A 24,195-nucleotide genomic window follows, 5' to 3' on the forward strand; every position below is an offset into this window, starting at 1 on the left:
GCCTGCTCACGCTCCCGAAGCGACGAGAAGGGCGGCGACCGCCAGGACGACGGTGCCGGCGAGCAGCGCGCTCACATAGGTCTGAAGGTTGCCGGTCTGGGCGCGCCGTACGGCGATGCCGAGCCAGCGGGGCAGGGCTCCCGCGCCGCGTACGTAGGTGTCGACGACCTCTCGGTCGAGGAACCGCACGAGGCTCGCGCCCGCCTGGACCGGGCGGACGAAGAGGGCCTGGTAGACGGCGTCCAGGTGGAAGCCGACGGCCGCGTGGCGGTGCAGGGGGCCGAGCAGGAGCCGTCCGGGGTCCGCCGGGTCGGGGGCCGAGGCCACGTCTCCGTAGGCGGGCGCGTGCGTGGCGATGGCCTCGGCCTCGACCTGGGCCGCGTCGCCCTCCGGGTGGGCGGCGACCGCCCCTAGGGGCACGCGTGCGGCGAACCCGGCGAGATGGCGCCAGGCCGCGTAGGTGAAGAGTCCGCCGGCCAGGGCCACGCCGGTGCCGAGGACCGAGGTGGTGAGGGTCGGCGCGAGGTCGTTGCCGTCGAACCAGTCGGGGAGCGTGCGGTAGGCGAGTCCGCCGAGGACGAGGGAGGGGACGGCCAGGACCCACAGCACCACGGTCATGGTCAGCGGCTGACGGCCGTGGTCCGGGGCCTCGATGCCCCGGCCGCGGAAGGCCAGCAGCCACAGACGGGTCGCGTAGGCGGCCGTGAGGAGGGCGGCGATCAGGCCGGCTACGAGGATGATCCAGCCCGCCGCGCCGGGGGCGTGTTCGGTGTGGCCGGCGGTGACGTGCTCGGCCGCGCCGAGGACGGACTCCTTGGAGAAGAAGCCGCTGAACGGCGGGATCGCGGCGAGCGCGAGGAGCGCGACGGTCATCGTCCAGTAGGCGTCGGGGACGCGGTCGCGCAGGTGGCTCATGCGGGACATGGCGGCCAGCGAGTTGGTGCCGGCGGCGTGGATGATCACGCCGGCCGCGAGGAACAGCAGCGCTTTGAACGCGCCGTGCGAGAGGAGGTGGAAGACAGCGGCCCCGCGGTCGCCGACGGCGAGGGCTCCGGCCATGTAGCCGAGCTGTCCGATCGTCGAGTAGGCGAGGACGCGTTTGATGTCGTCCTGGGCGAGGGCCGCCAGGCCGGAACCGACCATCGTGACGGCGGCCATCGCGGCGAGGACGATCATCGCGGCCGCGGAGGCCTCGAAGACCGGGAGGAGGCGGGCGACGAAGTAGACGCCGGCGGCGACCATCGTCGCCGCGTGGATCAGCGCGGAGACGGGTGTGGGGCCCGCCATCGCGTCGGGAAGCCAGGTGTGCAGCGGGAACTGCGCGGACTTGCCGGCCACGCCCGCGAGGAGCAGCAGGGCGACGAGGGTCGGGTGGTCGAGTCCGCCGTGCGCGACGGCGGCGAGGACCTGCGTGATCCGGAAGGACCCGGCGTCGGTGGCGACGGCGAACAGGCCGATGAGGAAGGGGACGTCGCCGAGCTTGGTGACCAGGAATGCCTTGATGGAGGCGGCGCGGGCCTCCGGGGTCTCCCAGTAGTGGCCGACCAGGAAGTAGGAGCAGATGCCCATGACTTCCCAGCCGACCAGCAGCACGATCAGGTCGCCGGAGTAGACGACCAGGAGCATCGCGGAGGTGAAGAGGGAGACGAGGGCGGCGTAGGAGGGGTAGCGGGGGTCCTCGCGCAGGTAGCCGGTCGAGTAGATCTGCACGCAGGTGGCGACGAGGCCGACCAGGACGGCGACGAGGGCGGCGAAGCCGTCGATGTGCAGAGCGAGTTCGATCGGGATCGAGCCGGTGGGGGTCAGCTCGGTGGCCGCGTCGACGGAGTCGTCCCCGCCCTGGCGTACGGCGACGATCGCGGCCAGTACGAGGGCGGCGAGAGTCGGCAGGACGGCGAGGGGGCGGACGAAGCCGGGGGCGGTGCGGCCGAGGAGCAGGCCGGCGGCCGCACCCAGGAACGGAAGGAGGGGGACGAGGACGGCGAGGGTGGTCGTGGTCACGCGGTGGCCTCAGCCTTCTCGGCGGCCGTTCCGGTCGCGGGGGCGTCGTTGTCGGGGCCGTCGGTTCCGGGGCTCTCGTGGCCCTCGGCGGTGTCGCGCAGCCGGTCGATGTCCGCGGTGCCGCGATTGCGGTGGACGGCGAGGACGATCGCCAGGCCGATGCCGATCTCGGCGGCGGCGATGGCGATGGTGAACAGGGTCAGGGCCTGGCCGGAGTGCAGGGTCTCCGCGGCGGCCTTGCTGAGCCAGACGTCGAAGGCGACCAGGTTGAGGTTGACGGCGTTGAGCATCAACTCGACCGACATCAGGATCAGGATCGCGTTGCGGCGGGCGAGGACGCCGTACAGGCCGGTGCAGAAGAGGAGGGCGGAGAGGACGGCGGGATAGGCGAGGTGCATCAGCGGGTGCCTTCCTGCTCGGCCGGGTTCGTCCTGGGGTCCGGGACGGAAGACGAACTCGCGGAACCTCCGGAAATTCCGGAACTCTCTGTGACCGACCGGGAACTCTTGGTGGCGACCCGGGAGTTCAATGGGGGAGAGCTCGACTCCGCCTTCGCCTTGCGGGAAAGGACGATCGCGCCGACCAGGGCCGCGAGGAGAAGTACGGAGAGGGCCTCGAAGGGCAGTACCCAGTTCTGGAAGAGGCTCGCCCCGGTGACCTCGGTCGAGCCGGCGGCCGGGCCGTCCAGGTCGATCCAGGTGGCGCGGAAGGCGTCGACGACCACCCAGATCAGGGCGGCGGCCGCGGCAACGGCGACCGTGAGGGCGGCCCAGCGGTTGCCGGAGTCCGCGTCCGGCGAGCGGCCGATGGGTGCCTTGGTGAGCATCAGACCGAAGAGGAGGAGCACTACGACGGAACCGACATAGATGAGGACCTGCACCCAGGCGATGAACTCGGCGGTGAGCAGGAGGTACTCGACGGCGAGGCCACCGAGGGTGACCACCAGCCACAGCGCCGCGTGCACCAGCTGCTTGGTGGTCACGGTGACGAGGGCGGCGCCGAAGGTGACCAGGCCGACGAGCAGGAAGGCGATCTCGACGCCGGTCGGGGAGAGGAAGCCGTGCGGGGCCTCGGCGAGGGTCACGACTCTCCCCCCTGTGAGTCGGTGGGCTCGGCCTGGGCGGCGGCTTGGGCGGCCGCCAGCTTCTCCGCGGTCTTGTGGGCGGCCGCGATCTCCTTCGGCTCCTCGGCGGCAGGGTCGAGGGCGGGCGGGGCCGGGACGGTCCACATCCACTCGCGGAGCTTGTCGCGTTCGTGGGTGAGCTCGTGGATGTCGGTCTCGGCGTACTCGAACTCCGGGGACCAGAACAGGGCGTCGAAAGGACAGACCTCGATGCAGATACCGCAGTACATGCACAGCGAGAAGTCGATGGCGAAGCGGTCGAGAACGTTGCGGCTGCGCTCGCGGCCACCGGGGGCGGCGGGCGGAACCGTCTCCTTGTGGGAGTCGATGTAGATGCACCAGTCGGGACACTCACGGGCGCAGAGCATGCAGACCGTGCAGTTCTCCTCGAACAGGCCGATGACGCCACGCGTGCGCGGCGGGAGATCGGGCTGGGCGTCCGGGTACTGCTCGGTGACGGTCTTCCGCGTCATCGTGCGGAGAGTGACGGCCAGGCCCTTGGCGAGGCCACTACCGGGAATGGGGGCCATGGTTACTGGATCACCACCTTGACGACGCCGGTGAGGGCGATCTGAGCGAGGGAGAGAGGGACGAAGAGAGTCCAGGAGAGCTTCTGGAGCTGGTCCTCGCGCAGCCGGGGGTAGGTGACGCGCAGCCAGATCACGACGAAGGCGAGCACGGCCGACTTGAGGAGGGTCCAGACCCAGCCGAGGCCGTCCGCGCCCCAGGGGCCGTGCCAGCCGCCCAGGAAGAGGACGGTGGTCAGGCCGCACAGGACGACGATTCCGGCGTACTCGGCGAGGAGGAAGAGAGCGAAGCGCAGACCGGTGTACTCGGTGTACGCGCCGAAGATGATCTCCGAGTCGGCGACGGGCATGTCGAAGGGAGGTCGCTGGAGTTCGGCGAGACCGGCGACGAAGAAGACGATCGCGCCGGTGATCTGCCAGGGCAGCCACCACCACTCGAAGGCGTCGACGATGCCTGGCAGGGAGACCGTGCCGGCCGCCATCGCCACCGAGGCGGCGGTGAGCAGCATCGGGAGTTCGTAGGCGAGGAGCTGGGCAGCGGTGCGCAGGCCGCCGAGAAGGGAGAACTTGTTGGCGCTGGCCCAGCCGGCCATGAGGGAGCCGAGTACACCGACGCCCATCACGGCGAGCACGAAGAAGATGCCCGCGTCCAGGACCTGGCCGACGGCTCCCTCGCCCGGGCCGACGGGGATGGCGAGGAGGACGAGCAGATACGGGAGGAGGGCTACGGCCGGCGCGAGCTGGAAGATACGGCGGTCCGCGCCCGCGGGGACGATGTCCTCCTTCTGCGCGAACTTCACGCCGTCCGCGACGAGCTGGGCCCAGCCGTGGAAGCCGCCCGCGTACATCGGGCCCAGGCGGCCCTGCATGTGGGCCATCACCTTGTGCTCGGTCTGACCGACGATCAGGGGGAAGGTGAGGAAGACGACGAAGACGACGAGGAGTCGCAGGGCGACGTCGAGAGCGTCGTTCACTGCACACCTCCTGTGGGGTCTTCGGGGGCGGGGGTCGGCTGTCCCGGGGCGGTTTGCCCTGGGGCTCGCTGCTCGGGGGCGGGCTGCTCGGGATCCGGCTTCGGCGCTGGTCCAGACCTGGGCTCGGGCTCCGCGTTTGGCTCCAACTCCGGCGCGGGTTCCGGCGCGGGTTCCGCGTCCGGCTCGGGCTCGGGTTCCGCCTCCGCCTCCGGCTCCGGCGCGGGCTTCGCGTCCGGCTCAGGCTCGGGTTCCGCCTCCGGCTCCGGCTCCGGCGCGGGCTTCGCCTCCGGCTCGGGCTCGGGTTCCGCCTCCGGCTCGGACTCCGGCGCGGGCTTCACATCCGGCTCGGGTTCCAGCGCGGGCTTCACATCCGGCTCGGACTCCGGCGCGGGCTTCACATCCGGCTCCCGCTGCTGCTCCAGTTCTGGCTCCGGCTTCTGGTCCGGTTCCGGCTCGGGCTTCTGCTCGGGCTCGGGCTCTCGCTCCAGGTCCGGCTGCGGGGCGTCGAATGCCGGGCGGGCGTGGTGCCACGGGGCGTCGGAGCTGCGGGGCGCGGTGGAGGGGCGGGTGGGGGTGTCGGGGGATGCCGTCGGGGGCTGGGTCCGCTGGGAGGCCGAGCCCTGGGAGGCGCTGCGCGCGCGGCTCGGTCCTATCGGCGGCTGGGCCGTCGGCTCGGTCGTCGTGGCGTTCGCGGCACCGGCGGCTCCGGCGGGGCCCGCCGCTCCCGTCACTCCCGCGGCTCCCGTCGCTCCCGGCGCTCCGGTTGCCCCCGTCGCTTGCGCCGCTCCTACTGCCCCCGTCGCTTCCGTCGGGTCCGGGGATTCCGTGGCCTGTGTCCGGCCTCGCTGGGAGGCTGAGCCGGTGCTCGCGCTGCGGGTGCGGCGGGGGCCGGCCGGAGGCGAGGGAGCCGGTGAGGTCGGCGTGGCTGCCGCGGACTCCGCCGTCGCGGGTGCCTGAGGCGATGGCGCGGGCTGGGTGGCTGAGCCCTCTGCTGTCGTGCGGGTGCGGCGGGGTGGGCGGTCGGCTGTGGCTCGGCCTGCTGCTGCTCGGGTCGGGCGGGTCGGGGCCGGAGGGAGTTGGCCCTTCAGGGGGCCCCATTCGTTGGGGTCGGGGACGCCTGGGGGGAGCATCTGGCGGCGCTTGGGCCCTCCGTGCTCGGACTCGCCGGGCTCCTTCGCACCGGGCCATGCCTTCGCGACGCGGGCTGCGAGGACGAAGTCCTTGCGCAGGGGGTGGCCTTCGAAGGTCTCCGGGAGGAGGAGGTGGTCCAGGCCGGGGTGGCCTTCGAAGGTGACGCCGAACATTTCGTGCGTCTCGCGCTCGTGCCAGGTCGCGCCGGCGTAGACGTCGACGGCGGAGGCGAGGGCGGGCGCCTCGTGCGGGATCGTCGTGCGCAGGAGGAGGCGGCGGACCGGGGACAGGGCCACGACGTGGGCGGAGACGCGGAAGCCGGTGCCGGGTTCGTCGACCGCGCTCAGCCAGTCGAAGTAGGTGCAGGAGAGGCGGTCGCGGGCGACGCGCAGGGCGTCGGTCCAGGACGCCGGGGGGACGTCCACGGTCAGGACGTCGTACGACTCCTCGGCCGTGGCCTCGGGGCCGAAGAGTTCCTCGGCGGGGGCGGGGAGCCAGCCGATCGTGGTCATCGGGCGTCCTCCGCCGGGGACCCGGCGGCCGGGGGCCGCACCAGGCCGCTCTGGAGGGCCGCCGCCGACGGGCGGGCGGCGGCGGTGCCGTAACGCTCGTCCAGGGACTCGCGGGCGATCTTCTCCTGGAGCTTGAGGATGCCCTGGAGCAGTGCTTCCGGGCGCGGCGGGCAGCCCGGCACGTAGACGTCCACCGGGATGATCTGGTCGACGCCCTTGGTCACGGAGTACGAGTCCCAGTAGGGGCCGCCGCAGTTGCTGCACGCGCCGAAGGAGATGACGTACTTCGGCTCGGGCATCTGCTCGTAGAGGCGCTTCACGGCCGGGGCCATCTTGTCCGTGACCGTGCCGGAGACGACCATCAGGTCGGCCTGGCGCGGACCCGGCGCGAAGGGGATGACACCGAGGCGGATGAAGTCGTGGCGGGCCATCGACGCGGCGATGAACTCGATCGCGCAGCAGGCGAGGCCGAAGTTGAAGACCCAGAGCGAGTAGCGGCGGCCCCAGTTCAGGATCACCTTCATCGGCTCGGGGGCGAGGCGGGCCAGGGTGCCCAGCCGCTTCGGCTCCGGGAGGAGAACAGGCTCCGACGGCGTCACGTCCATGTCAGGACGCCCTTCTTGTATGCGTACAGCAGGCCCACGGCCAGGAAGCCGAGGAAGATGAACATCTCCACGAGGGTGGTCGCGCCGTAGCCGGGGGCCGCGAAGACCGTCGCCCAGGGGAAGAGGAAGATCGAGTCGACCGCGAAGATCACGTAGAGGAAGGCGTAGACGTAGTAGCGGACCTGGGTGTGGGCCCAGCCCTCGCCGACCGGGTCGACTCCGCACTCGTACGTCAGCAGCTTCTCCGGGGTGGGGACCACCGGGCGCAGCAGGCGTCCCGCGCCGAAGGCGACGGCGACGAACAGCACGCCGACGACGGCGAGCAGTCCGACGACGGAGTAGGACTCGAAGTAGTCCGCCGCGAAGTGGTGGTCAGCCGCGAAACCCGCCGCGACGTCGACGGTCGGTTCCCGCACGTCCGTCCCTCGCTCCCCTTCGACGATCTGTACGCACGGGAGTCTAGGCCCTGATAAAAGGACGGTAAGCAGCCCGTCACAGGTCGGGATGCGGGACGGGATGTGGGACGGGGGTTTTCCCCCGGTCGAGAAAGGCAGCAGACCTCATGGCGCGCCACCTCGCGGCGCGGCAGGCTGGCCCATATGACCGCTTCCGCCAGCCACTCGACGACCTCCGACGACGATCGTCCGCCCTCGGTCCGGTTCGCCTACGACCGGCAGACCTGGAAGGAGATCGCTCATCTTCTGCTGAATCTGCCGATGTCGTTGATCGGGTTCACCTATGTGATGACCGTGATCGTCACCGGGGCCGCGCTGACCGTCACCGTGGTCGGGTTTCCGCTGCTCGCGCTGGGGTTGGCCGGATCGCGTCTGCTGGGCCGGTTCGAGCGGGCGCGGGCCCGCCGACTGCTCGGGGTGCGGATCGACGAGCCGAGCCCGCTGCCGCTGCGCAGGGCGGGCGGCCTGTTCGCGCGGCTGTGGCTGGCGCTGAAGGACCCGGTGGCCTGGCGGGCGGTGCTGTACGACCTCGTCCGGCTGCCCTGGGGGGTGCTGACGTTCGCCGTGGTCTTGCCGTCCCTGTTCGTGCTGTGGCCGCTGCTGCCGTTCCTGGCGCGCGGGCTGGCCAACGCGGACCGGGCGATGGTGCGGGGGCTGCTGTCCCCCTCCGACGAGCTGGAGCGGCGGATCGCGGAGCTGGAGTCGGACCGCGGGATCGTGGTCGACACGGCCGCCGCCGACCTGCGGCGCATCGAGCGCGATCTGCACGACGGGGCGCAGGCCCGGCTGGTGAACCTGGCCATGGGGCTGGGGCTGGCGAAGGAGAAGCTGCTGGAGGGGCAGGCCGACGACGTCGTGGCGGCGATGGTGGAGGAGGCGCACGGCGAGGTGAAGCTGGCGTTGCAGGAGCTGCGGGACCTGGCCCGCGGGATCCATCCGGCGGTCCTGACCGACCGGGGCCTGGACGCGGCGCTGTCCTCGGTGGCCACCCGCTGCACGGTGCCGGTGAAGGTGACCGCCGACCTGGCGTCCAGACCCGCGCAGGCGATCGAGGGGATCGCGTACTTCACCGTCTCGGAGCTGCTGCAGAACATCAGCAAGCACAGCGGGGCCCGGTCTGCGTCGGTCGACGTCTGGCGGACGGACGACCGGCTGCTGATCCAGGTGTGGGACGACGGCCGCGGCGGCGCGCGGATCGACGGCGGGACGGGCATGCGGGGGCTCGCGGAGCGGCTGGACGCCGTCGACGGGCTGTTCGTCGTGGAGTCGCCGGCGGGGGGTCCGACGACGGTGACCGCCGAACTGCCCTGGCGGGACCGGGGGCAGGACCGGGGACGGGACGGGGGGTAGGGAAAACCCCCCTGCCGAGACACCGACGGACTCCATGGTCCGCGCGTCCGCCGCCGAGGAGGGTTGGAGGTACGGATCGACAGCTGCGCGATACGCGACGAGCAGTGACGAGTAGGACGGACGACGCCGATGGCCACGCAGTACGGGCAATACGACCGGTACGAGACGTACGACGAGTACGGCGGCTACGAGGAGAAGCGCGAGCGCCGGCATCTGCTGCCGACGGGGCTGCGGGAGCCGCTCACGACGCGCCACCTGGGTGAGTTCGTGTACGTCCTGCTCGGTCTGCCGATCGGAGTCGTCCTGTTCACCTTCGCGGTCACGATGCTGTCGCTGGGGGCGGGGCTGCTGGTGACGTTCCTCGGCATCCCGGTGCTGGCGGCGGGGCTGGCCGCGTGCCGGGGCTTCGGCGCGCTGGAGCGGGCCCGGGCGCGCGGGCTGCTCGGCCTGGAGGTGGCCGCGCCCGAGCCGCTGCGGCCGCGCGGGAGCGGCGCGATGGCCTGGATGGCGACCGTCCTCAAGAGCGGCACGTCGTGGCGGAGTGTGCTGTACGCGGTGCTCCAGTTCCCGTGGGCGGTGTTCTCCTTCGGCGTCGCCGTGACCGTGTGGACGTGCGGCTGGGCCATGCTGACGTACCCGTTGTGGTTCTGGCTCTTCCCGATGTACGGCGGTCAGGGCGGGCTTCAGCTGTACGGCGACGAGCAGCACAGCGTCTACCTCGACAACCCGTTCGAGATCACCGTGACGGCGCTGGTGGGCCTGCTGATCACGTTGGCCACGCCGTGGATCGTGCGGGCGCTGACGACGGTGGACCGGCTGCTGGTGCACGGGCTGCTCGGGCCGTCGTCGCTGGGGGCGCGGGTGGTGGAGCTGGAGTCGGACCGGGGGGTCGTGGTGGACACGGCGGCCGCCGATCTGCGGCGCATCGAGCGTGATCTGCACGACGGCGCGCAGGCCCGGCTGGTGGCCCTGGCGATGGATCTGGGGCTGGCGAAGGAGAAGCTGCGGGAGGATCCGCAGGCGGCGGCCCGGATGGTCGGCGAGGCGCACGGAGAGGTGAAGACGGCGCTCCAGGAGCTGCGGGACCTGGCGCGCGGGATCCATCCGGCGGTGCTCACGGACCGGGGGCTGGACGCGGCGCTGTCGGCGGTGGCGTCGCGGTGCACGGTGCCGGTGCGGGTGGACGTGGATCTGGTGGAGCGTCCGGCTCCGGCGATCGAGGGGATCGCGTACTTCACCGTCTCGGAGCTGCTGCAGAACATCAGCAAGCACAGCCGGGCCCGGTCGGCGTCGGTCGATGTGTGGCGGGTGGAGAACCGGCTGATGCTCCAGGTGGTGGACGACGGTGTCGGCGGGGCGGATGCCTCCGCCGGGGAGTCCTCCGGGCTGGCCGGGCTCGCCGGGCGGCTGGACGCGGTGGACGGGATTCTCGTCGTCGACTCGCCGCTGGGCGGGCCGACGCGGGTCACCGCGGAGCTGCCCTGGCGGGGCGGCGACCGAATCTGAGCGTCCGCCCTCGCCTCCCTCTCCGCCTGCTTCCCTCCTCTTCTCGCCTTCTTGCCGCTTCTTCGCGCCTTCTTGCCGCTTCTTCGCGCCTTCCTGGACCTCGACCCGCCCGATGCCGGGTGCAGACCAGCCAGATGCTGGAATGCTTGACTCGTTGACTGGTTCGACCAACGGGTGGACGGCTGGGGGGCCGAGGATCGTGGAGGACAGGGTGCGGGTGGTCATCGCCGAGGATTCGGTGCTGTTGCGGGAGGGGCTGACCCGGTTGCTGACCGACCGGGGGCACGAGGTCGTCGCGGGGGTCGGGGACGCCGAGGCGCTGGTCAAGACCATCACCGAGCTCGATGACGAGGGTGCGCTGCCCGACGTCGTCGTGGCGGACGTGCGGATGCCGCCCACTCATACGGACGAAGGAGTGCGGGCCGCCGTACAGCTGCGCAGGGCGCATCCGGGGCTCGGGGTGCTGGTGTTGTCGCAGTACGTGGAGGAGAGGTACGCCACCGAACTGTTGGCCGGTTCCAGCCGCGGGGTGGGATATCTGCTCAAGGACCGGGTGGCCGAGGTCCGGGAGTTCGTGGACGCCGTGGTGCGGGTCGCCAAGGGCGGCACGGCCCTCGATCCGGAGGTCGTCGCACAGCTGCTCGGGCGGAGTCGGAAGCAGGATGTGCTGGCGGGACTCACGCCACGGGAGCGGGAGGTCCTCGGGCTGATGGCCGAGGGGCGGACGAACTCCGCGGTCGCCCGGCAGCTGGTCGTCAGCGACGGGGCGGTGGAGAAGCACGTCAGCAACATCTTCCTGAAGCTCGGGCTGTCGCCCAGTGACGGAGATCACCGTCGCGTTCTCGCGGTCCTCACCTACCTCAATTCCTGACCGGATGGCACTGTGCCAGGCGTCGGGTCGTGGTCAGGCGTCGTCCCTCTCGTGGGCGGCGGCCGGTGCGTCTGCCGGGGCGGCATGGCGGGGCGGGAAATCATGACAAGTCCGGGTGCCGGGCCGTCTCGGAGGCAGTGACGTCCTACGAACGGCCGAGGGAAGGCGACCCTTACAGACGTAGGGTTGATCCGGGAGAACCTTTGGGAAGGCCCTCCCGGGACAGCCGCCTCGAAGGAGGTCCAGTTCAGTGACCAGTCAGGTCAGCAGCGCAGCGGAACAGGCCGGGCAGGACGAGCAGGCCGACGGAACCGTAGTGGGAGAACAGCGCAAACCGGGCGGTGCGACGAAGGACGTACGTCGTCTCGACCGGGTGATCATCAGGTTCGCGGGTGACTCGGGTGACGGCATGCAGCTCACCGGTGACCGTTTCACCTCGGAGACGGCGTCGTTCGGCAACGATCTGTCCACCCTGCCGAACTTTCCGGCCGAGATCCGTGCGCCCGCCGGGACCCTGCCCGGCGTCTCCTCGTTCCAGCTGCACTTCGCCGACCACGACATCCTCACCCCCGGTGATGCGCCGAATGTGCTGGTCGCCATGAACCCGGCGGCGCTGAAGGCGAACATCGCGGATGTGCCGCGCGGCGCGGAGATCATCGTCAACACGGACGAATTCACGAAACGCGCGATGCAGAAGGTGGGGTACGCGGCCTCGCCGCTGGAGGACGGCTCCCTCGACGGTTACCAGCTCCATCCGGTCCCGCTGACCACCCTGACCGTCGAGGCCCTGAAAGATTTCGACCTCACCCGCAAAGAGGCCGAGCGCAGCAAGAACATGTTCGCGCTCGGCCTCTTGTCGTGGATGTACAACCGGCCGACCGAGGGCACCGAGAAGTTCCTGAAGACGAAGTTCGCGCGGAAGCCGGACATCGCGGCCGCGAACATCGCGGCGTTCCGGGCGGGCTGGAACTTCGGGGAGACGACCGAGGACTTCGCCGTCTCCTACGAGGTGGCTCCGGCGTCGAAGGCGTTCCCGGTCGGCACGTACCGGAACATCACCGGGAACCTGGCGCTGGCGTACGGGCTGGTCGCCGCGTCCCGGCAGGCGGATCTGCCGCTGTTCCTGGGCTCGTACCCGATCACTCCGGCCTCGGACATCCTGCACGAGCTGAGCCGGCACAAGAACTTCGGTGTGCGCACCTTCCAGGCGGAGGACGAGATCGCCGGCATCGGGGCGGCGCTGGGCGCGGCCTTCGGCGGCTCGCTGGCGGTGACCACGACGAGCGGCCCCGGGGTGGCGCTGAAGTCGGAGACGATCGGTCTCGCGGTCTCGCTGGAGCTGCCGCTGCTGGTGATCGACATCCAGCGCGGCGGGCCGTCGACCGGGCTGCCGACCAAGACGGAGCAGGCGGATCTCCTCCAGGCGATGTTCGGGCGCAACGGCGAGGCCCCGGTGCCCATCGTGGCCGCCTGCACGCCCGCCGACTGCTTCGACGCGGCGCTGGAGGCGGCCCGGATCGCCCTCGTCTACCGCACCCCGGTGATGCTCCTCTCGGACGGCTACCTGGCCAGCGGCTCCGAACCCTGGCGGATCCCGGACGTCGCGGAGCTGCCCGACCTCACCGTGCAGTTCGCCCAGGGCCCCAACCACACCCTGGACGACGGGAGCGAGGTGTTCTGGCCGTACAAGCGGGACCCGCAGACCCTTGCCCGGCCCTGGGCGGTCCCGGGCACGCCGGGTCTCGAGCACCGTATCGGCGGGATCGAGAAGGAGGACGGGACGGGGAACATCTCCTACGCCCCGGCCAACCACGAGTTCATGGTCCGCACCCGGCAGGCCAAGATCGACGGCATCGAGGTGCCCGACCTCGAGGTGGACGATCCGCACGGGGCGAGAACGCTGGTCCTGGGCTGGGGCTCCACCTACGGGCCCATCACCGCTGCGGTACGGCGGCTGCGGACGGCGGGAGAGGCCATCGCGCAGGCCCATCTGCGGCACCTCAACCCGTTCCCCCGCAACCTCGGCACAGTGCTGAGGAGCTACGACAAGGTCGTCGTCCCCGAGATGAACCTCGGCCAGCTCGCCACCCTCGTCCGGGCGAAGTACCTGGTCGACGCCCGTTCCTACAACCAGGTCAACGGCATGCCGTTCAAGGCGGAGCAGCTCGCCGCAGCGCTCAAGGAGGCCATCGATGACTGACGCCACGAACGGTCTGCTCCAGCTCGTCCCCAAGGCCGAGGCCAAGCAGTCCATGAAGGACTTCAAGTCCGACCAGGAAGTGCGCTGGTGCCCCGGCTGCGGTGACTACGCGATCCTGGCGGCCGTGCAGGGCTTCATGCCGGAGCTGGGGTTGGCCAAGGAGAACATCGTCTTCGTCTCCGGCATCGGCTGCTCCTCCCGCTTCCCCTACTACATGAACACCTACGGCATGCACTCGATCCACGGGCGCGCGCCGGCGATCGCGACGGGGCTGGCCGCGTCCCGGCGGGACCTGAGCGTGTGGGTGGTGACGGGGGACGGCGACGCGCTCTCGATCGGCGGCAACCACCTCATCCACGCCCTGAGACGCAATGTCAACCTGAAGATCCTGCTGTTCAACAACCGTATCTACGGACTCACCAAGGGCCAGTACTCCCCCACCTCCGAGGTCGGCAAGATCACCAAGTCGACGCCCATGGGGTCGCTGGACGCGCCTTTCAACCCCGTCTCGCTGGCCCTCGGGGCCGAGGCGTCGTTCGTGGCGCGGACCATCGACTCCGACCGCAAGCACCTGACGGAGGTACTGCGTCAGGCCGCCGCCCACCCCGGTACGGCGCTGATCGAGATCTACCAGAACTGCAACATCTTCAACGACGGCGCGTTCGAGGCGCTGAAGGACCGGCAGTCGGCGGAGGAGGCGGTGATCCGCCTGGAGCACGGGCAGCCGATCCGCTTCGGGGCGGACGGCGCGCGGGGCGTCGTACGCGACCGGCGGACCGGGGATCTGAAGGTCGTCACGGTGAGCGCCGACAACGAGGCGGACATCCTCGTCCACGACGCGCACGCGGACTCGCCCACGACCGCGTTCGCGCTGTCCCGGCTCGCCGATCCGGACACGCTGCACCACACCCCGATCGGCGTGCTGCGCTCCGTCCGGCGGCCGGTCTACGACACCCAGATGGCCGAGCAGCTCGACGCGGCCGTCGAACAGCACGGCAAGGGCGATCTCGCGGCGCTGCTGGCGGGCGGGGACACCTGGACGGTCGTCGGCTGACACCGTCGTAGCGGCGCGGATCCGCAGCGGTTCACGAGGCCCGGGACTGGAGTTCCCGGGCCTCGTCGTATGCCTGGCGGGCCTTCTCGACGTCGGCCATGCGGGTGTACGTCCACAGGGCCAGCCCACGCACCTGCTCGGCGGCCTCGCGGCCGAGGTCGGTGAGCGAGTAGTCGACCCGGGGCGGGATCACCGGCTTGGCGTCGCGGTGGACCAGTCCGTCGCGCTCCAGGGTCTGCAGGGTCTGGGTCAGCATCTTCTCGCTGACCTGCCCGATCGCCCGGCGCAGTTCGCTGAAGCGGTGCGGGTGGTCCAGGAGGTGGATCAGGACGAGGACGCCCCACCGGCTGGTCACGTGTTCCAGGACCAGGCGCGAGGGGCACATCGCGTCGACGACTCGCGGGGCCATGACTGCGGCCGTAGCCGCCGTCACTGCCGGGGCGGGTGTACGGGGGTCACTTACTGCCATGCCAGTACCTTACTTCAAAGTGGGTACTTTCGCTGAGTTAGTGCCACTCGTATGGTTAGTGCCAGACCCGCTGACCCCACTAGGAGTTCCTGAGCCATGAGCATCGTCGTCACCGGAGCCACCGGACACCTCGGCCGTCACGTCGTGGAGCAGTTGCTGGAGAAGGTTCCGGCGGAGCAGATCACGGCCGTCGTACGCGACGAGGCCAAGGCCGCCGACTTCGCGGCCAAGGGCGTGAAGATCGCCGTCGCGGACTACAACGCCCCCGAGACCTTCGACGGCGTGCTCTCGGCCGGCGACAAGGTGCTGCTGATCTCGGGCAACGAGTTCGACAAGGGCCGCCCGGCCCAGCACCAGGTCGTCATCGACGCCGCGAAGGCGGCCGGAGCCGCGCTGCTCGCGTACACCGGCGCGCCGGGCAGCCTGAGCGCGGCACTGGCGGACGACCACCACGCCACCGAGAAGGCGCTGGTCGCCTCCGGTCTGCCGTACGCGCTGCTGCGCAACGGCTGGTACCACGAGAACTACACCGAGCAGCTCGCCCCGGTGCTCGAGCACAACGCCGTCGTCGCGGCCGCCGGCGAGGGCCGGGTCTCCTCCGCCTCCCGCGCGGACTACGCGGCCGCCGCCGTCGCCGTGCTGACCGGCGAGGGCCACGAGAACAAGACGTACGAGCTGGGCGGCGACGAGGCGTGGAGCTTCGCCGAGTACGCGGCCGAGCTGAGCAAGCAGACCGGCAAGGAGATCGCCTACAGCGCCGTTCCGGCCGAGGCGCTCATCGGCATCCTGACCGGCGCGGGCCTGCCCGAGCAGTTCGCCGTGATCCTGGCCGGCGTGGACGCGTCCATCGCGAAGGGCGAGCTGGTCGTGTCGAGCGGCGACCTGTCCCGGCTGGCGGGCCGCCCGACCACTCCGCTCGCCGAGGCGATCACGGCGGCACTGAAGGGCTGACCGGCCCGGCAACAGGCCCGGTATCGGGGCCGATACCGGGCCCGGAGCAGGCTCCGCTTCCGCCCCACCCCCGTCTGTCATGACCGTATAGCGATACGGACATGACAGACGGGGGTGCTCGGCGTTACCGTCGTCCACGCATGCCTGACGGTGAGAGGGAGGGGCCCCGTGGCCGGGACGTCGAGGACTGAAGGCCGGATAGGCCTGCTGAACGGCATCGCGGCGTACGGGATGTGGGGCCTGGTGCCCCTCTTCTGGCCGCTGCTCAAGCCGGCCGGCGCGACCGAGATCCTGGCCAACCGCATGGTGTGGTCCCTCGCCTTCGTCGCCGTCGCGCTGCTCGTCGTACGACGCTGGGCGTGGGCCGGCGAGCTGCTGCGGCAGCCGCGCAGGCTCGGTCTCGTCGTGATCGCCGCGGCCGTGATCACCGTGAACTGGGGCGTCTACATCTGGGCCGTGAACAGCGGCCATGTCGTCGAGGCGTCACTCGGCTACTTCATCAACCCGCTGGTCACCATCGCGATCGGCGTGCTGGTCCTCAAGGAGCGGCTGCGGCCCGTGCAGTGGGCGGCGGTCGGCGTCGGCTTCGCCGCGGTGCTGGTCCTGACCATCGGCTACGGCCGCCCGCCGTGGATCTCCCTCTGCCTCGCCTTCTCCTTCGCCACCTACGGGCTGGTGAAGAAGAAGGTCAACCTCGGCGGCGTCGAGTCGCTGACCGCCGAGACCGCCGTCCAGTTCCTGCCCGCACTCGGCTATCTGCTGTGGCTGTCGGCGCACGGCGACGCCACCTTCACGACCGAGGGCCCCGGACACGCGGCCCTGCTCGCCTCCACGGGCATCGTCACCGCACTCCCCCTCGTCTGCTTCGGCGCGGCGGCGATCCGCGTGCCGCTGTCCACGCTGGGCCTGTTGCAGTACCTGGCCCCGGTCTTCCAGTTCCTGCTCGGCGTCCTCTACTTCGGAGAGGCGATGCCGGCCGAGCGCTGGGCCGGGTTCGCGCTGGTGTGGCTGGCGCTGGTGCTGCTCACGGGGGATGCGTGGCGCTCCGCGCGGCGGACGAAGAAGGCGGGGACGCCGGAGCCGGTGGGCACGGTGGAGCCGGTGGAGCCGGTGGGCACGGCGGCGACGGTGAAGCCGGTCGGCACGGCTCCGGTCGCCGCCTCGACGCCGCCCGCCGCGGTGGACGTCTGACCTGGGTGGCTCCAGGCTCCTCCCCCTCCGGAATCTTGTCCGGAATGTGAACCCTGTGTCCCGATAGCGCTCTTGACGTGGCGTCAGTGGCGAGTTCACCATCCTGGAACCCCATTCACTGTGGAGTCTCTGCGATCCGGAGACTCCCGAGGAATTCGGAGCCCCCCACATGCAGGCACCCAAGCTCCCCAGACTCGCCGAGCGGCCCGTTTCCGGGCGTACGGCGGCGGTCGGCATCGTTTCGCTTGTCATGCTCCTGACTGGCGGATCGATAGCCGGCGCGGCTCCCGCGCCCCTGGCCGCCGCTCCCGACATCCCGCTGGCCAACGTCAAGGCGCATCTGACCCAGCTTCAGTCCATCGCCACCGCCAACGGCGGCAACCGCGCCCACGGCCGGACCGGCTACAAGGCCTCGCTCGACTATGTGAAGGCCAAGCTGGACGCCGCCGGGTTCACCACCACCATCCAGCAGTTCACGTCCTCCGGCCGCGTCGGCTACAACCTGATCGCCGACTGGCCCGGCGGCGACGCCAACCAGGTGGTCATGGCCGGATCGCACCTCGACAGCGTCACGTCGGGGGCCGGGATCAACGACAACGGCTCCGGCTCGGCCGCCGTGCTGGAGACGGCGCTGGCCGTGGCCCGGGCCGGCAACGTCCCCGCCAAGCACCTGCGGTTCGCCTGGTGGGGCGCGGAGGAACTGGGCCTGGTCGGGTCCCGGTACTACGTCAACAACCTGTCCTCCGCGAACCGCGCCCGCATCAGCGGCTACCTCAACCTCGACATGGTCGGCTCGCCGAACCCCGGCTACTTCGTCTACGACGACGCCCCGGCCATCGAGCAGACCTTCAAGGACTACTTCACCGGCCTCGGCGTCCCGACGGAGATCGAGACCGAGGGCGACGGCCGCTCCGACCACGCCCCCTTCAAGAACGTGGGCGTGCCGGTGGGCGGCCTGTTCAGCGGCGCCGACTACATCAAGACGGCGGCGCAGGCGGCCAAGTGGGGCGGCACGGCCGGGCAGGCCTTCGACCGCTGCTACCACTCCTCCTGCGACACCACCGCCAACATCAACGACACCGCCCTGGACCGCAACGCGGACGCGCTCGCGTACGCGATCTGGAGCCTGTCCGCCTGACCGGCCAGGGCCGCTACGCGCCTGATTTACGGGCGCGTTCCGCCAGGCGGAGCATGCGCGCGCGGGCTGACTCCAGCTGCTCGACGTCGTCGGCGGCCGGGCCCTCCTCGGTGCTGAGCTCCGTCCACAGGCCGAGGAGTTCGGTCCCCAGGTTCAGTCCCTGCAGGGGGTCCCGTACGGCACGCCAGGCCGCCGCCGCGCTCTGGACGTTGCCGTACGCGGCCTCCGCGTCCCGGGCCCGGCGGCTGATGCGGGCCAGGTCGAGGGAGACGTGGAAGGCGCGCAACGGGTCGCCCGCCAAGTAGGCGATGTACGCGGTGAGTTCACGTAGCCGGAGCACTTCGGGGTGCTCCGGTCCGAGCGTTCCGGACGCCTCCTGCACGGTCCGCTCCGCGAGACCGGCCGCGGCATCGATCCGGCCCGCCCGCACGGCCTCGTTGATCTGCGCCACCGGTTCCCCGAGGAGTGCGGGGACGCCGCCCTCGCCATGCAGGGCACGGGGATCGTCCCCCAGCACCGCCTCCGCGACGGCGTCGAAGCCGCGGGCGGGGGTGGGCTTGAGGTCGGCTTCGGCAGCGGCGACCGATGCGGAGACGACCTCGTCGGGGACGAAGGGGGTGGGAGCGGAGGGTGGTGCAGGGGCTGAGGCGGGGATCGGGTGGGAGTGCGGGAGCGGGAGCGGCAGAGGCAGGGGGATCGGCGTCGAGATGGGCGTGGAGTCGGAGGTGAAGTCGGGGGTGGTGTCCGGGGTCGGCTGCTCGTCCATCTGCGGGGGCGGGCCGAAGACGCCCGTCGGAGCGCTGACCGTGCCGAGGGCCGGGACGTCGTCCCTGGGTTCCGGAGCCGTGTCCGTAGGTTCCGGAGCCGTGTCCGTGTCGGTCTGGGGCGCCGGCGCCGTCGTCCGCTCCGGCTTCGCGTCCGGGTCGGGCACCGCGCGCAGCGGGAACGTCGGGGCCCTGTCGCACACCGGCTCGGCCGCCGGGTGCAGGAAGTGCGTGGGCTTGTCGTGCTGCGGCGGGGACGGCGGCCGTTCGTCTTCGAGACGTGCGGGCTCGTTCGGGACGGGCAGCGGCTCCTCCCGTACCGCCGCCGCCACCGCCGGCGTGCGCAGGGGCTCCGCCGTGAAGTGGCTGGAGCCGTCCGGTTCGACGCGCAGGGGGACGACGTAACCGATGCGGTCGTCGTGGACCGTGGCGAGGACGGGGTGGCCGGTGGCGAGGGCGATGCGGTGGAGGTGGCTCAGGACGGCGCGCTGGATCTCCTCGCCGTCGACCGCCGTGACCGGTACGCCGCCTATCGTCGCCGTCCCACCCCCGCGGACATGGACATCGAGCGGGGCCACCACAGCGGCCGGGCGGCCGGGGTGCTGCTGTTCCCGCATCTTCTCGCGGCTGAGTCGAGACATCGGTTCCTCACTCGGATGCGTCGTCACGATCCGGTCGTCCAGGTGCACGTACGTGACACGTACTGTTGAGTCTCTCCGAGCGCTCCCGGTCCGCGCGTCACCACGACGTCACAGCCTCGTTCCAGGAACCCACGCCCCGCTCCCCGGGGCCGCCCCGGAACCACCGGGCTCAGGGTGCGCCCCGGGGGACGGCGCCGACTGGGAGGAACACGGGGATGCGGACGACGGACGGGCAGCCGGGGCCGGAGATCTGGATCCGGGGACCGGTGGCCGCACCGGATCCGGCGCCCATGCCTTACGCGTCCACCGCCTCGCCCCGGCGCTTCTCGTGGGTCGCCACGCACGGCGGGGCCGGCAGCTCCACCCTCGCCGCGGTCTACGGCGGCCACGACTGCGGACGTGAGTGGCCCGGCGCCGGTGATCCCCCGTCCGTGTTGCTCGTCGCGCGTACCCATGCTGCCGGGCTGGAGTCCGTCCTACGGACCCTGGAGGTCTTCCGGCGCGGGGCGGCTCCGCAGGCGCTCGACCTCGACGCCGTCGTACTCGTCGCGGACGCGCCGGGGCGGCTGCCGCGCCCGCTCGTCCAGCGGGTGCGGGTGATCGAGTCGGTCATCGACGTGTACCGGGTCCCGTGGGTGACGAACTGGCGTCTCGGCGACCTGGGCGGAAGCCCGCCGAGGGAGACGGAACCGCTGTCCCGGCTCACGGGGGCGGTGCGCGGGAGAGCTCGCTGAGGCCCGACACCGGGGGCGGGCTTGCGCAGTGGCCTCCGGCCGTCGAGATCGCCGCGGACGTGCGCGCGGGACGGCTGCGGGCCGTGGACGTCGTCGGCGAGGCGCTCGGACGGATCGCCCGGGTCGACCGTTCGCTGTGCGCGTTCGCCGAGGTATGGGAGGAGCGGGCGCGGGCGTGGGCGCGTGAGGTCGACGAGCGGGTCGGCCCGGGCGGGTCGCCGCCCCTGGCCCGGGCCCTGCCGCTGGCCGGTGTGCCGATCGGGGTGAAGGGACGTCGCGGGCTGCGTGCGGCGGCCGCGTTGATCGCCGCCGGATGCGTGCCCGTGGGGGCGACCGCCGTGCCCGGCCCCGGCACCCCCTGGCAGACCTGGGGCCTCGGCGCCCACGGCCGTACCGTCAATCCCTGGCGCGCCGACCGCACACCTGGCGGCTCCTCGGCCGGCTCGGCGGCGGCGGTGGCCGCCGGCCTGGTCCCCCTCGCGACCGGCAGCGACGGCGCGGGCTCGGTGCGCATCCCGGCGGCGTGGTGCGGCGTCATCGGCCTCAAGGCGACCAACGGACGACCGCTGCCCGGGGACCGTACGGGGCTGGCCGCGCCGGGCGTGCTCGTGCGGCACGCGGCGGACGCCGAGGCGTGGTGGCGGGTCATGGTTCCGGGGGCGGCAGCAGAGGTGGGGGCGGAGGTGGGGGCGGAGGTGGGGGCGGACTCCTTGGGGCACGCGTGTGTGACGGGTGCCGCGGTGGGCGGAAGGGCGGTTCCGGTGGCACCGCCGACCGCCGTCTTCTCCCCCGACCTCGGCTTCGCCGACTCCGACCCCGAGCCGCTCGCCCTCGCCCGCGCCGCCGCCGAGCGTCTCGCCGAGGCCGGTGTCATCCGGCTGGGGTCGTCCGACGCGCCCCTGCGGCTGGCGGACCCCGGCCCGGCCTGGCTCGCGCTGCGCACCCCGGGCTCGGATCTCCGCGCGGCCGAACGGGTCCGGGAGGCGAACGACCTGCTGCTGGCCGGCTTCTTCGTCGGCGCCGACCTGCTGCTGACGCCCACGACCCCCCACGCCGCGCACGGTCACGAAGGCCCCGGCGACCGCTACTCGACGGCGCTGACCTGGGCGTTCAACCTCAGCGGGCACCCGGCGATCAGCCTCCCGGCGGGGGTCGGCGCGGACGGCTGTCCGGTGGGGTTGCAGGTGGTCGCGGCGCACGGCGGGGAGCTGTCGCTGCTGGCGGCGGCACGAGCCTGGCCGAGCCTGCCGAGCCACCTGAGCTCGTGAGCTCGTGAGCTCGTGAGCTCGTGAGCTCGTGAGCTCGTGAGCTCGTGAGCTCGTCGGGCGAAATGATTGCGTGCACATATAATGCAGGGGCATACTATCGTCGTACGCCGACTACCTGGGGGATCGGATCATGACGACGCACCGCAGTTTCCTGTTCGTGCTGGGCAGCAGCCGTCCGGACGGCAACACCGAGTCACTGGCCCGCAAGGCCGCCGAGCAACTGCCCTCCGACGTCGAGCAGACGTGGATCAGCCTGGCCGCACACCCGTTGCCCGACTTCGCGGACCTGCGGCACGACAGCGACCACGTCCGCCCCACCGAGGGCAGCACCGCGCTGCTGCTCGACGCCACGCTCGACGCGACGGACATCGTGATCGTGTCCCCGCTGTACTGGTACTCGGTCTCCGCCCAGACCAAGCGCTACCTGGACCACTGGTCGGGCTGGCTGCGCACCCCCGGCCTCGACTTCAAGGCGACGCTCGCCGGGCGCACCCTCTGGGGCGTCACCGTGCTCGCGGACGACCAACCCGTGGTCGCCGACCCGCTCGTCGGGACGCTCAACAACTCGGCCGCGTATCTGAAGATGCGGTTCGGCGGGGTCCTGCTCGGCAACGGCAGCAAGCCCGGCGACATCCTGGCGGACGCGGAGGCGCTGGCGCGCGCGAAGACGTTCTTCGCACAGGAGGCGCCGGCGGCCCGCTTCCTGTACGAGACCGCGTGAGACTCGCCGAGGGCCGAGGGCCATCAAGGCCTCTTGTGGCCCGTTGAGGCCCATTGGGGCCATTGGGGTCAGGTCGTGATGTCCTTCGTCGTGAAGCGCGCCCAGGCCGCCGAGCCGAAGACGGCCGCGTAGAGGGCCTGGAGACCGAGGTTCTTCTGCAGGTCGTCCCAGTAGACCGGCTCGCGCATCAGGTCGGCGAAGGACAGCCAGTAGTGCGAGAAGAAGTACGGCTGGAGCGCGTGGAGCTGAGGGATCTGGTCGAGGATCTGGACCGTGATCAGCAGCCCCACCGTCGTGGCCATCGCCGCGATGCCGCTGCTCGTGAGCGTGGACACGAACAGGCCGAGCGCCGCCACGCCCATCAGGGACGCGGCGACGACCAGGGCGATCAGCAGCGCCCTGAGCAGTCCGTCGGCGAAGTCGATCCGGGTGCCGGAGATCGTCGTCAGGTCGCCCAGTGGGAAGAGCAATGCGCCGACCGTCAGCGCCGACAGTGCGACCACGAGCGTGGCCGCCAGGCAGAAGGTCATGACGGTCGCGTACTTGGCCAGCAGGAGGCGGGTGCGGCCGGCGGGGGCGACGAGGAGGTAGCGGAGCGTCCCCGCGTTCGCCTCTCCGGCGATGGCGTCGCCCGCGACGACGCCGATCGCCATCGGCAGGAAGAACGGCAGCGTCACGGCCAGCGCGGTGAAGACCAGGAACAGGCCGTTGTTGGTGACCTGCGAGATGAACGCGGGGCCACCGCCACCACCCCCTCCTCCCCCGCCACCACCGGGCCCGGCAGACGAGCCGTCGCTCGTCTCGATCTTCACCGCGATCCCGACCAGGATCGGCACGGCCGCCAGCACGCCCAGCAGCGCGAGGGTGCGCCAGCGCCGGAAGGTGGTCAGCAGTTCGTTGCGGAGGATGCCGAAGGTCCAGATCCAGGGCGAGGTCGAGGCCGAGGGCGCGGCCGGGATCGTGGTCGCGGTCGTGGTCGAGGCCGGCGTCCGCGCAGGACTCCGGTTCGACGCCTCGGCGTCAGACTCGGCCGCTTCAGCCTGCGACATCGAAACCCTCCCCCGTGAGCGCCACGAACGCGTCCTCCAGAGAGGCCCGTTCGACGCCGAAGCCTCGGACGCGGACGCCCGCCGTCACCAACGCGGTGTTCAGGTCGGCAAGATCGCGGTCCGGCGGCGGAGCCTCCGCGCTCACGAGATCCTCGCCGACGACGACGTCGCCCACTCCCTGCTCCTTCAACACCCGGGCGGCGTCTGCGAGGTCCGGCGTCGTCACGACCAGTCGGCCGCGTGTCCCCGCCGCGAGGTCCGCCACCGGTCCCTGGACGATCAGCCTGCCCTGCGCCATCACCGCCGCATGGGTGCACACCTGCTCGATCTCGTCGAGCAGGTGTGAGGAGAGGAAGACGGTCGTGCCCTCCGAGGCCAACTCCCGGATCAGCGAACGGATCTCGCGCATTCCCTGTGGATCCAGGCCGTTGGTCGGCTCGTCGAGGACGAGCAGACGACGGGGCTGGAGGAGGGCGGCGGCGAGGCCCAGACGCTGTTTCATGCCCAGCGAATACGCCTTCGCCTTCTTGCCGGCGGCGGCCGTCAGCCCGACCCGCTCCAGCGCCGCCGTGACACGCGCACGCCGGGTGCGCGGGTCGGCGGTCGGGTCGGCGGCGTCGTAACGGAGCAGGTTGTCGCGGCCGGAGAGGAAGCCGTAGAGGGCGGGGCCCTCGATGAGGGCCCCGACGTGCGGCAGCACGGTGCGCGCGGCCCGCGGCATGGGTCGACCCAGGACGCGGGCCGAGCCGGCCGTGGGCTCGATGAGTCCCATCAGCATGCGGATGGTGGTGGTCTTGCCGGAGCCGTTGGGACCGAGGAAGCCGAAGACGCTGCCCGCGGGGACGGTCAGGTCGAGGCCGTCGACGGCGAGTTGGCCGCCGCGGAAGCGCTTGGTGAGGGCGCGGGTGTGGATGACGGCGTCGCCCTCGCCCTTGCCGTCGTCGCCGTCATCGACCATGG

The 24,195-nt window shown here is 71.6% G+C and carries 23 protein-coding genes; 11 read left to right on the top strand and 12 right to left on the bottom strand.

Annotated features, from left to right (window positions below):
- Window positions 1-6 precede the first annotated feature (6 nt).
- The 8 genes from AB0J04_RS15110 to AB0J04_RS15145 are packed head-to-tail and all read right to left on the bottom strand — an operon-like array spanning window position 7 to window position 7,289.
- Window positions 7-2,001 (bottom strand): NADH-quinone oxidoreductase subunit L, encoded by a 1,995-nt coding sequence (locus tag AB0J04_RS15110; protein ID WP_363168852.1) that lies wholly within the window; start codon window positions 1,999-2,001, stop codon window positions 7-9.
- Window positions 1,998-2,399 (bottom strand): NADH-quinone oxidoreductase subunit NuoK, encoded by a 402-nt coding sequence (gene nuoK / locus AB0J04_RS15115; RefSeq protein WP_363168853.1) that lies wholly within the window; start codon window positions 2,397-2,399, stop codon window positions 1,998-2,000. Before nuoK ends, AB0J04_RS15110 begins: the two co-directional genes overlap by 4 nt.
- Entirely contained in the window at window positions 2,399-3,085 is a 687-nt protein-coding gene (locus AB0J04_RS15120) for an NADH-quinone oxidoreductase subunit J (protein WP_363168854.1), read from the bottom strand. The genes nuoK and AB0J04_RS15120 overlap by 1 nt, the downstream gene beginning before the upstream one ends.
- Complete coding sequence (locus tag AB0J04_RS15125; RefSeq protein ID WP_363168855.1) at window positions 3,082-3,654, bottom strand: NADH-quinone oxidoreductase subunit I; 573 nt, start codon at window positions 3,652-3,654, stop codon at window positions 3,082-3,084. The genes AB0J04_RS15120 and AB0J04_RS15125 overlap by 4 nt, the downstream gene beginning before the upstream one ends.
- A 2-nt stretch (window positions 3,655-3,656) precedes the next feature.
- Window positions 3,657-4,625: a complex I subunit 1 family protein gene (locus tag AB0J04_RS15130; protein ID WP_363168856.1), complete on the bottom strand. Its 969-nt coding sequence runs from the start codon at window positions 4,623-4,625 to the stop codon at window positions 3,657-3,659.
- On the bottom strand, window positions 4,622-6,268 hold the full coding sequence (locus tag AB0J04_RS15135) for an NADH-quinone oxidoreductase subunit C (RefSeq protein ID WP_363168857.1): 1,647 nt from the start codon (window positions 6,266-6,268) through the stop codon (window positions 4,622-4,624). Before AB0J04_RS15135 ends, AB0J04_RS15130 begins: the two co-directional genes overlap by 4 nt.
- Complete coding sequence (locus tag AB0J04_RS15140; protein WP_363168859.1) at window positions 6,265-6,873, bottom strand: NADH-quinone oxidoreductase subunit B family protein; 609 nt, start codon at window positions 6,871-6,873, stop codon at window positions 6,265-6,267. Before AB0J04_RS15140 ends, AB0J04_RS15135 begins: the two co-directional genes overlap by 4 nt.
- A complete protein-coding gene (locus tag AB0J04_RS15145) occupies window positions 6,864-7,289 on the bottom strand; it encodes an NADH-quinone oxidoreductase subunit A (protein WP_363168860.1) in 426 nt (141 codons plus the stop codon). Before AB0J04_RS15145 ends, AB0J04_RS15140 begins: the two co-directional genes overlap by 10 nt.
- A 183-nt stretch (window positions 7,290-7,472) precedes the next feature.
- On the opposite strand from AB0J04_RS15145, the gene AB0J04_RS15150 reads away from it, so the two are divergent.
- The 5 genes from AB0J04_RS15150 (at window position 7,473) to AB0J04_RS15170 (ending at window position 14,309) form a co-directional block, all read left to right on the top strand.
- Window positions 7,473-8,678, top strand: coding sequence for a sensor domain-containing protein (locus AB0J04_RS15150; protein ID WP_363168861.1), 1,206 nt, complete (start codon window positions 7,473-7,475; stop codon window positions 8,676-8,678).
- A 129-nt stretch (window positions 8,679-8,807) separates the two neighbouring features.
- Window positions 8,808-10,184 carry a sensor domain-containing protein gene (locus AB0J04_RS15155; RefSeq protein WP_363168862.1) on the top strand — a complete coding sequence of 459 codons (1,377 nt, stop codon included), beginning with the start codon at window positions 8,808-8,810 and terminating at the stop codon, window positions 10,182-10,184.
- Window positions 10,185-10,383: 199 nt separating this feature from the next.
- Window positions 10,384-11,055: a response regulator transcription factor gene (locus tag AB0J04_RS15160; RefSeq protein ID WP_363168863.1), complete on the top strand. Its 672-nt coding sequence runs from the start codon at window positions 10,384-10,386 to the stop codon at window positions 11,053-11,055.
- Between the two features lie 250 nt (window positions 11,056-11,305).
- Window positions 11,306-13,255 (top strand): 2-oxoacid:acceptor oxidoreductase subunit alpha, encoded by a 1,950-nt coding sequence (locus AB0J04_RS15165; protein WP_363168864.1) that lies wholly within the window; start codon window positions 11,306-11,308, stop codon window positions 13,253-13,255.
- On the top strand, window positions 13,248-14,309 hold the full coding sequence (locus AB0J04_RS15170) for a 2-oxoacid:ferredoxin oxidoreductase subunit beta (protein WP_363168865.1): 1,062 nt from the start codon (window positions 13,248-13,250) through the stop codon (window positions 14,307-14,309). Before AB0J04_RS15165 ends, AB0J04_RS15170 begins: the two co-directional genes overlap by 8 nt.
- Before the next feature lie 31 nt (window positions 14,310-14,340).
- Here AB0J04_RS15170 and AB0J04_RS15175 read toward each other — a convergent pair whose 3' ends face one another.
- On the bottom strand, window positions 14,341-14,718 hold the full coding sequence (locus tag AB0J04_RS15175; RefSeq protein ID WP_363168867.1) for a helix-turn-helix domain-containing protein: 378 nt from the start codon (window positions 14,716-14,718) through the stop codon (window positions 14,341-14,343).
- 156 nt (window positions 14,719-14,874) lie between these two features.
- Between AB0J04_RS15175 and AB0J04_RS15180 the strand changes: the two genes are divergently transcribed.
- From AB0J04_RS15180 to AB0J04_RS15190, 3 genes are all read left to right on the top strand, one after another.
- On the top strand, window positions 14,875-15,729 hold the full coding sequence (locus tag AB0J04_RS15180) for an NAD(P)H-binding protein (RefSeq protein ID WP_363168868.1): 855 nt from the start codon (window positions 14,875-14,877) through the stop codon (window positions 15,727-15,729).
- 168 nt (window positions 15,730-15,897) lie between these two features.
- Window positions 15,898-16,920 carry an EamA family transporter RarD gene (gene rarD / locus AB0J04_RS15185; RefSeq protein ID WP_363168869.1) on the top strand — a complete coding sequence of 341 codons (1,023 nt, stop codon included), beginning with the start codon at window positions 15,898-15,900 and terminating at the stop codon, window positions 16,918-16,920.
- A 250-nt stretch (window positions 16,921-17,170) separates the two neighbouring features.
- Window positions 17,171-18,058: a M28 family metallopeptidase gene (locus tag AB0J04_RS15190; protein WP_363168905.1), complete on the top strand. Its 888-nt coding sequence runs from the start codon at window positions 17,171-17,173 to the stop codon at window positions 18,056-18,058.
- Between the two features lie 13 nt (window positions 18,059-18,071).
- Here the strand turns inward: AB0J04_RS15190 and AB0J04_RS15195 are convergent, their stop codons facing one another.
- A complete protein-coding gene (locus tag AB0J04_RS15195; RefSeq protein WP_363168870.1) occupies window positions 18,072-19,463 on the bottom strand; it encodes a tetratricopeptide repeat protein in 1,392 nt (463 codons plus the stop codon).
- A 215-nt stretch (window positions 19,464-19,678) separates the two neighbouring features.
- Here AB0J04_RS15195 and AB0J04_RS15200 point away from each other — a divergent pair, with 215 nt between their 5' ends.
- From AB0J04_RS15200 to AB0J04_RS15210, 3 genes are all read left to right on the top strand, one after another.
- Entirely contained in the window at window positions 19,679-20,197 is a 519-nt protein-coding gene (locus AB0J04_RS15200; protein WP_363168871.1) for a DUF6668 family protein, read from the top strand.
- 59 nt (window positions 20,198-20,256) lie between these two features.
- Window positions 20,257-21,465 carry an amidase gene (locus AB0J04_RS15205; protein ID WP_363168872.1) on the top strand — a complete coding sequence of 403 codons (1,209 nt, stop codon included), beginning with the start codon at window positions 20,257-20,259 and terminating at the stop codon, window positions 21,463-21,465.
- A gap of 130 nt (window positions 21,466-21,595) precedes the next feature.
- Window positions 21,596-22,186, top strand: coding sequence for an NAD(P)H-dependent oxidoreductase (locus AB0J04_RS15210; RefSeq protein ID WP_363168873.1), 591 nt, complete (start codon window positions 21,596-21,598; stop codon window positions 22,184-22,186).
- A gap of 68 nt (window positions 22,187-22,254) precedes the next feature.
- On the opposite strand, the gene AB0J04_RS15215 is transcribed toward AB0J04_RS15210, so the two are convergent.
- Window positions 22,255-23,235 (bottom strand): ABC transporter permease, encoded by a 981-nt coding sequence (locus tag AB0J04_RS15215; RefSeq protein WP_363168874.1) that lies wholly within the window; start codon window positions 23,233-23,235, stop codon window positions 22,255-22,257.
- The gene (locus tag AB0J04_RS15220) at window positions 23,222-24,193 is read right to left on the bottom strand and encodes an ABC transporter ATP-binding protein (RefSeq protein WP_363168875.1); all 972 of its coding nucleotides are present in this window, start codon (window positions 24,191-24,193) and stop codon (window positions 23,222-23,224) included. The genes AB0J04_RS15215 and AB0J04_RS15220 overlap by 14 nt, the downstream gene beginning before the upstream one ends.
- Window positions 24,194-24,195: the final 2 nt, after the last annotated feature.

It is taken from the genome of Streptomyces sp. NPDC050263, from assembly GCF_040655955.1.
Taxonomy (GTDB): domain Bacteria; phylum Actinomycetota; class Actinomycetes; order Streptomycetales; family Streptomycetaceae; genus Streptomyces.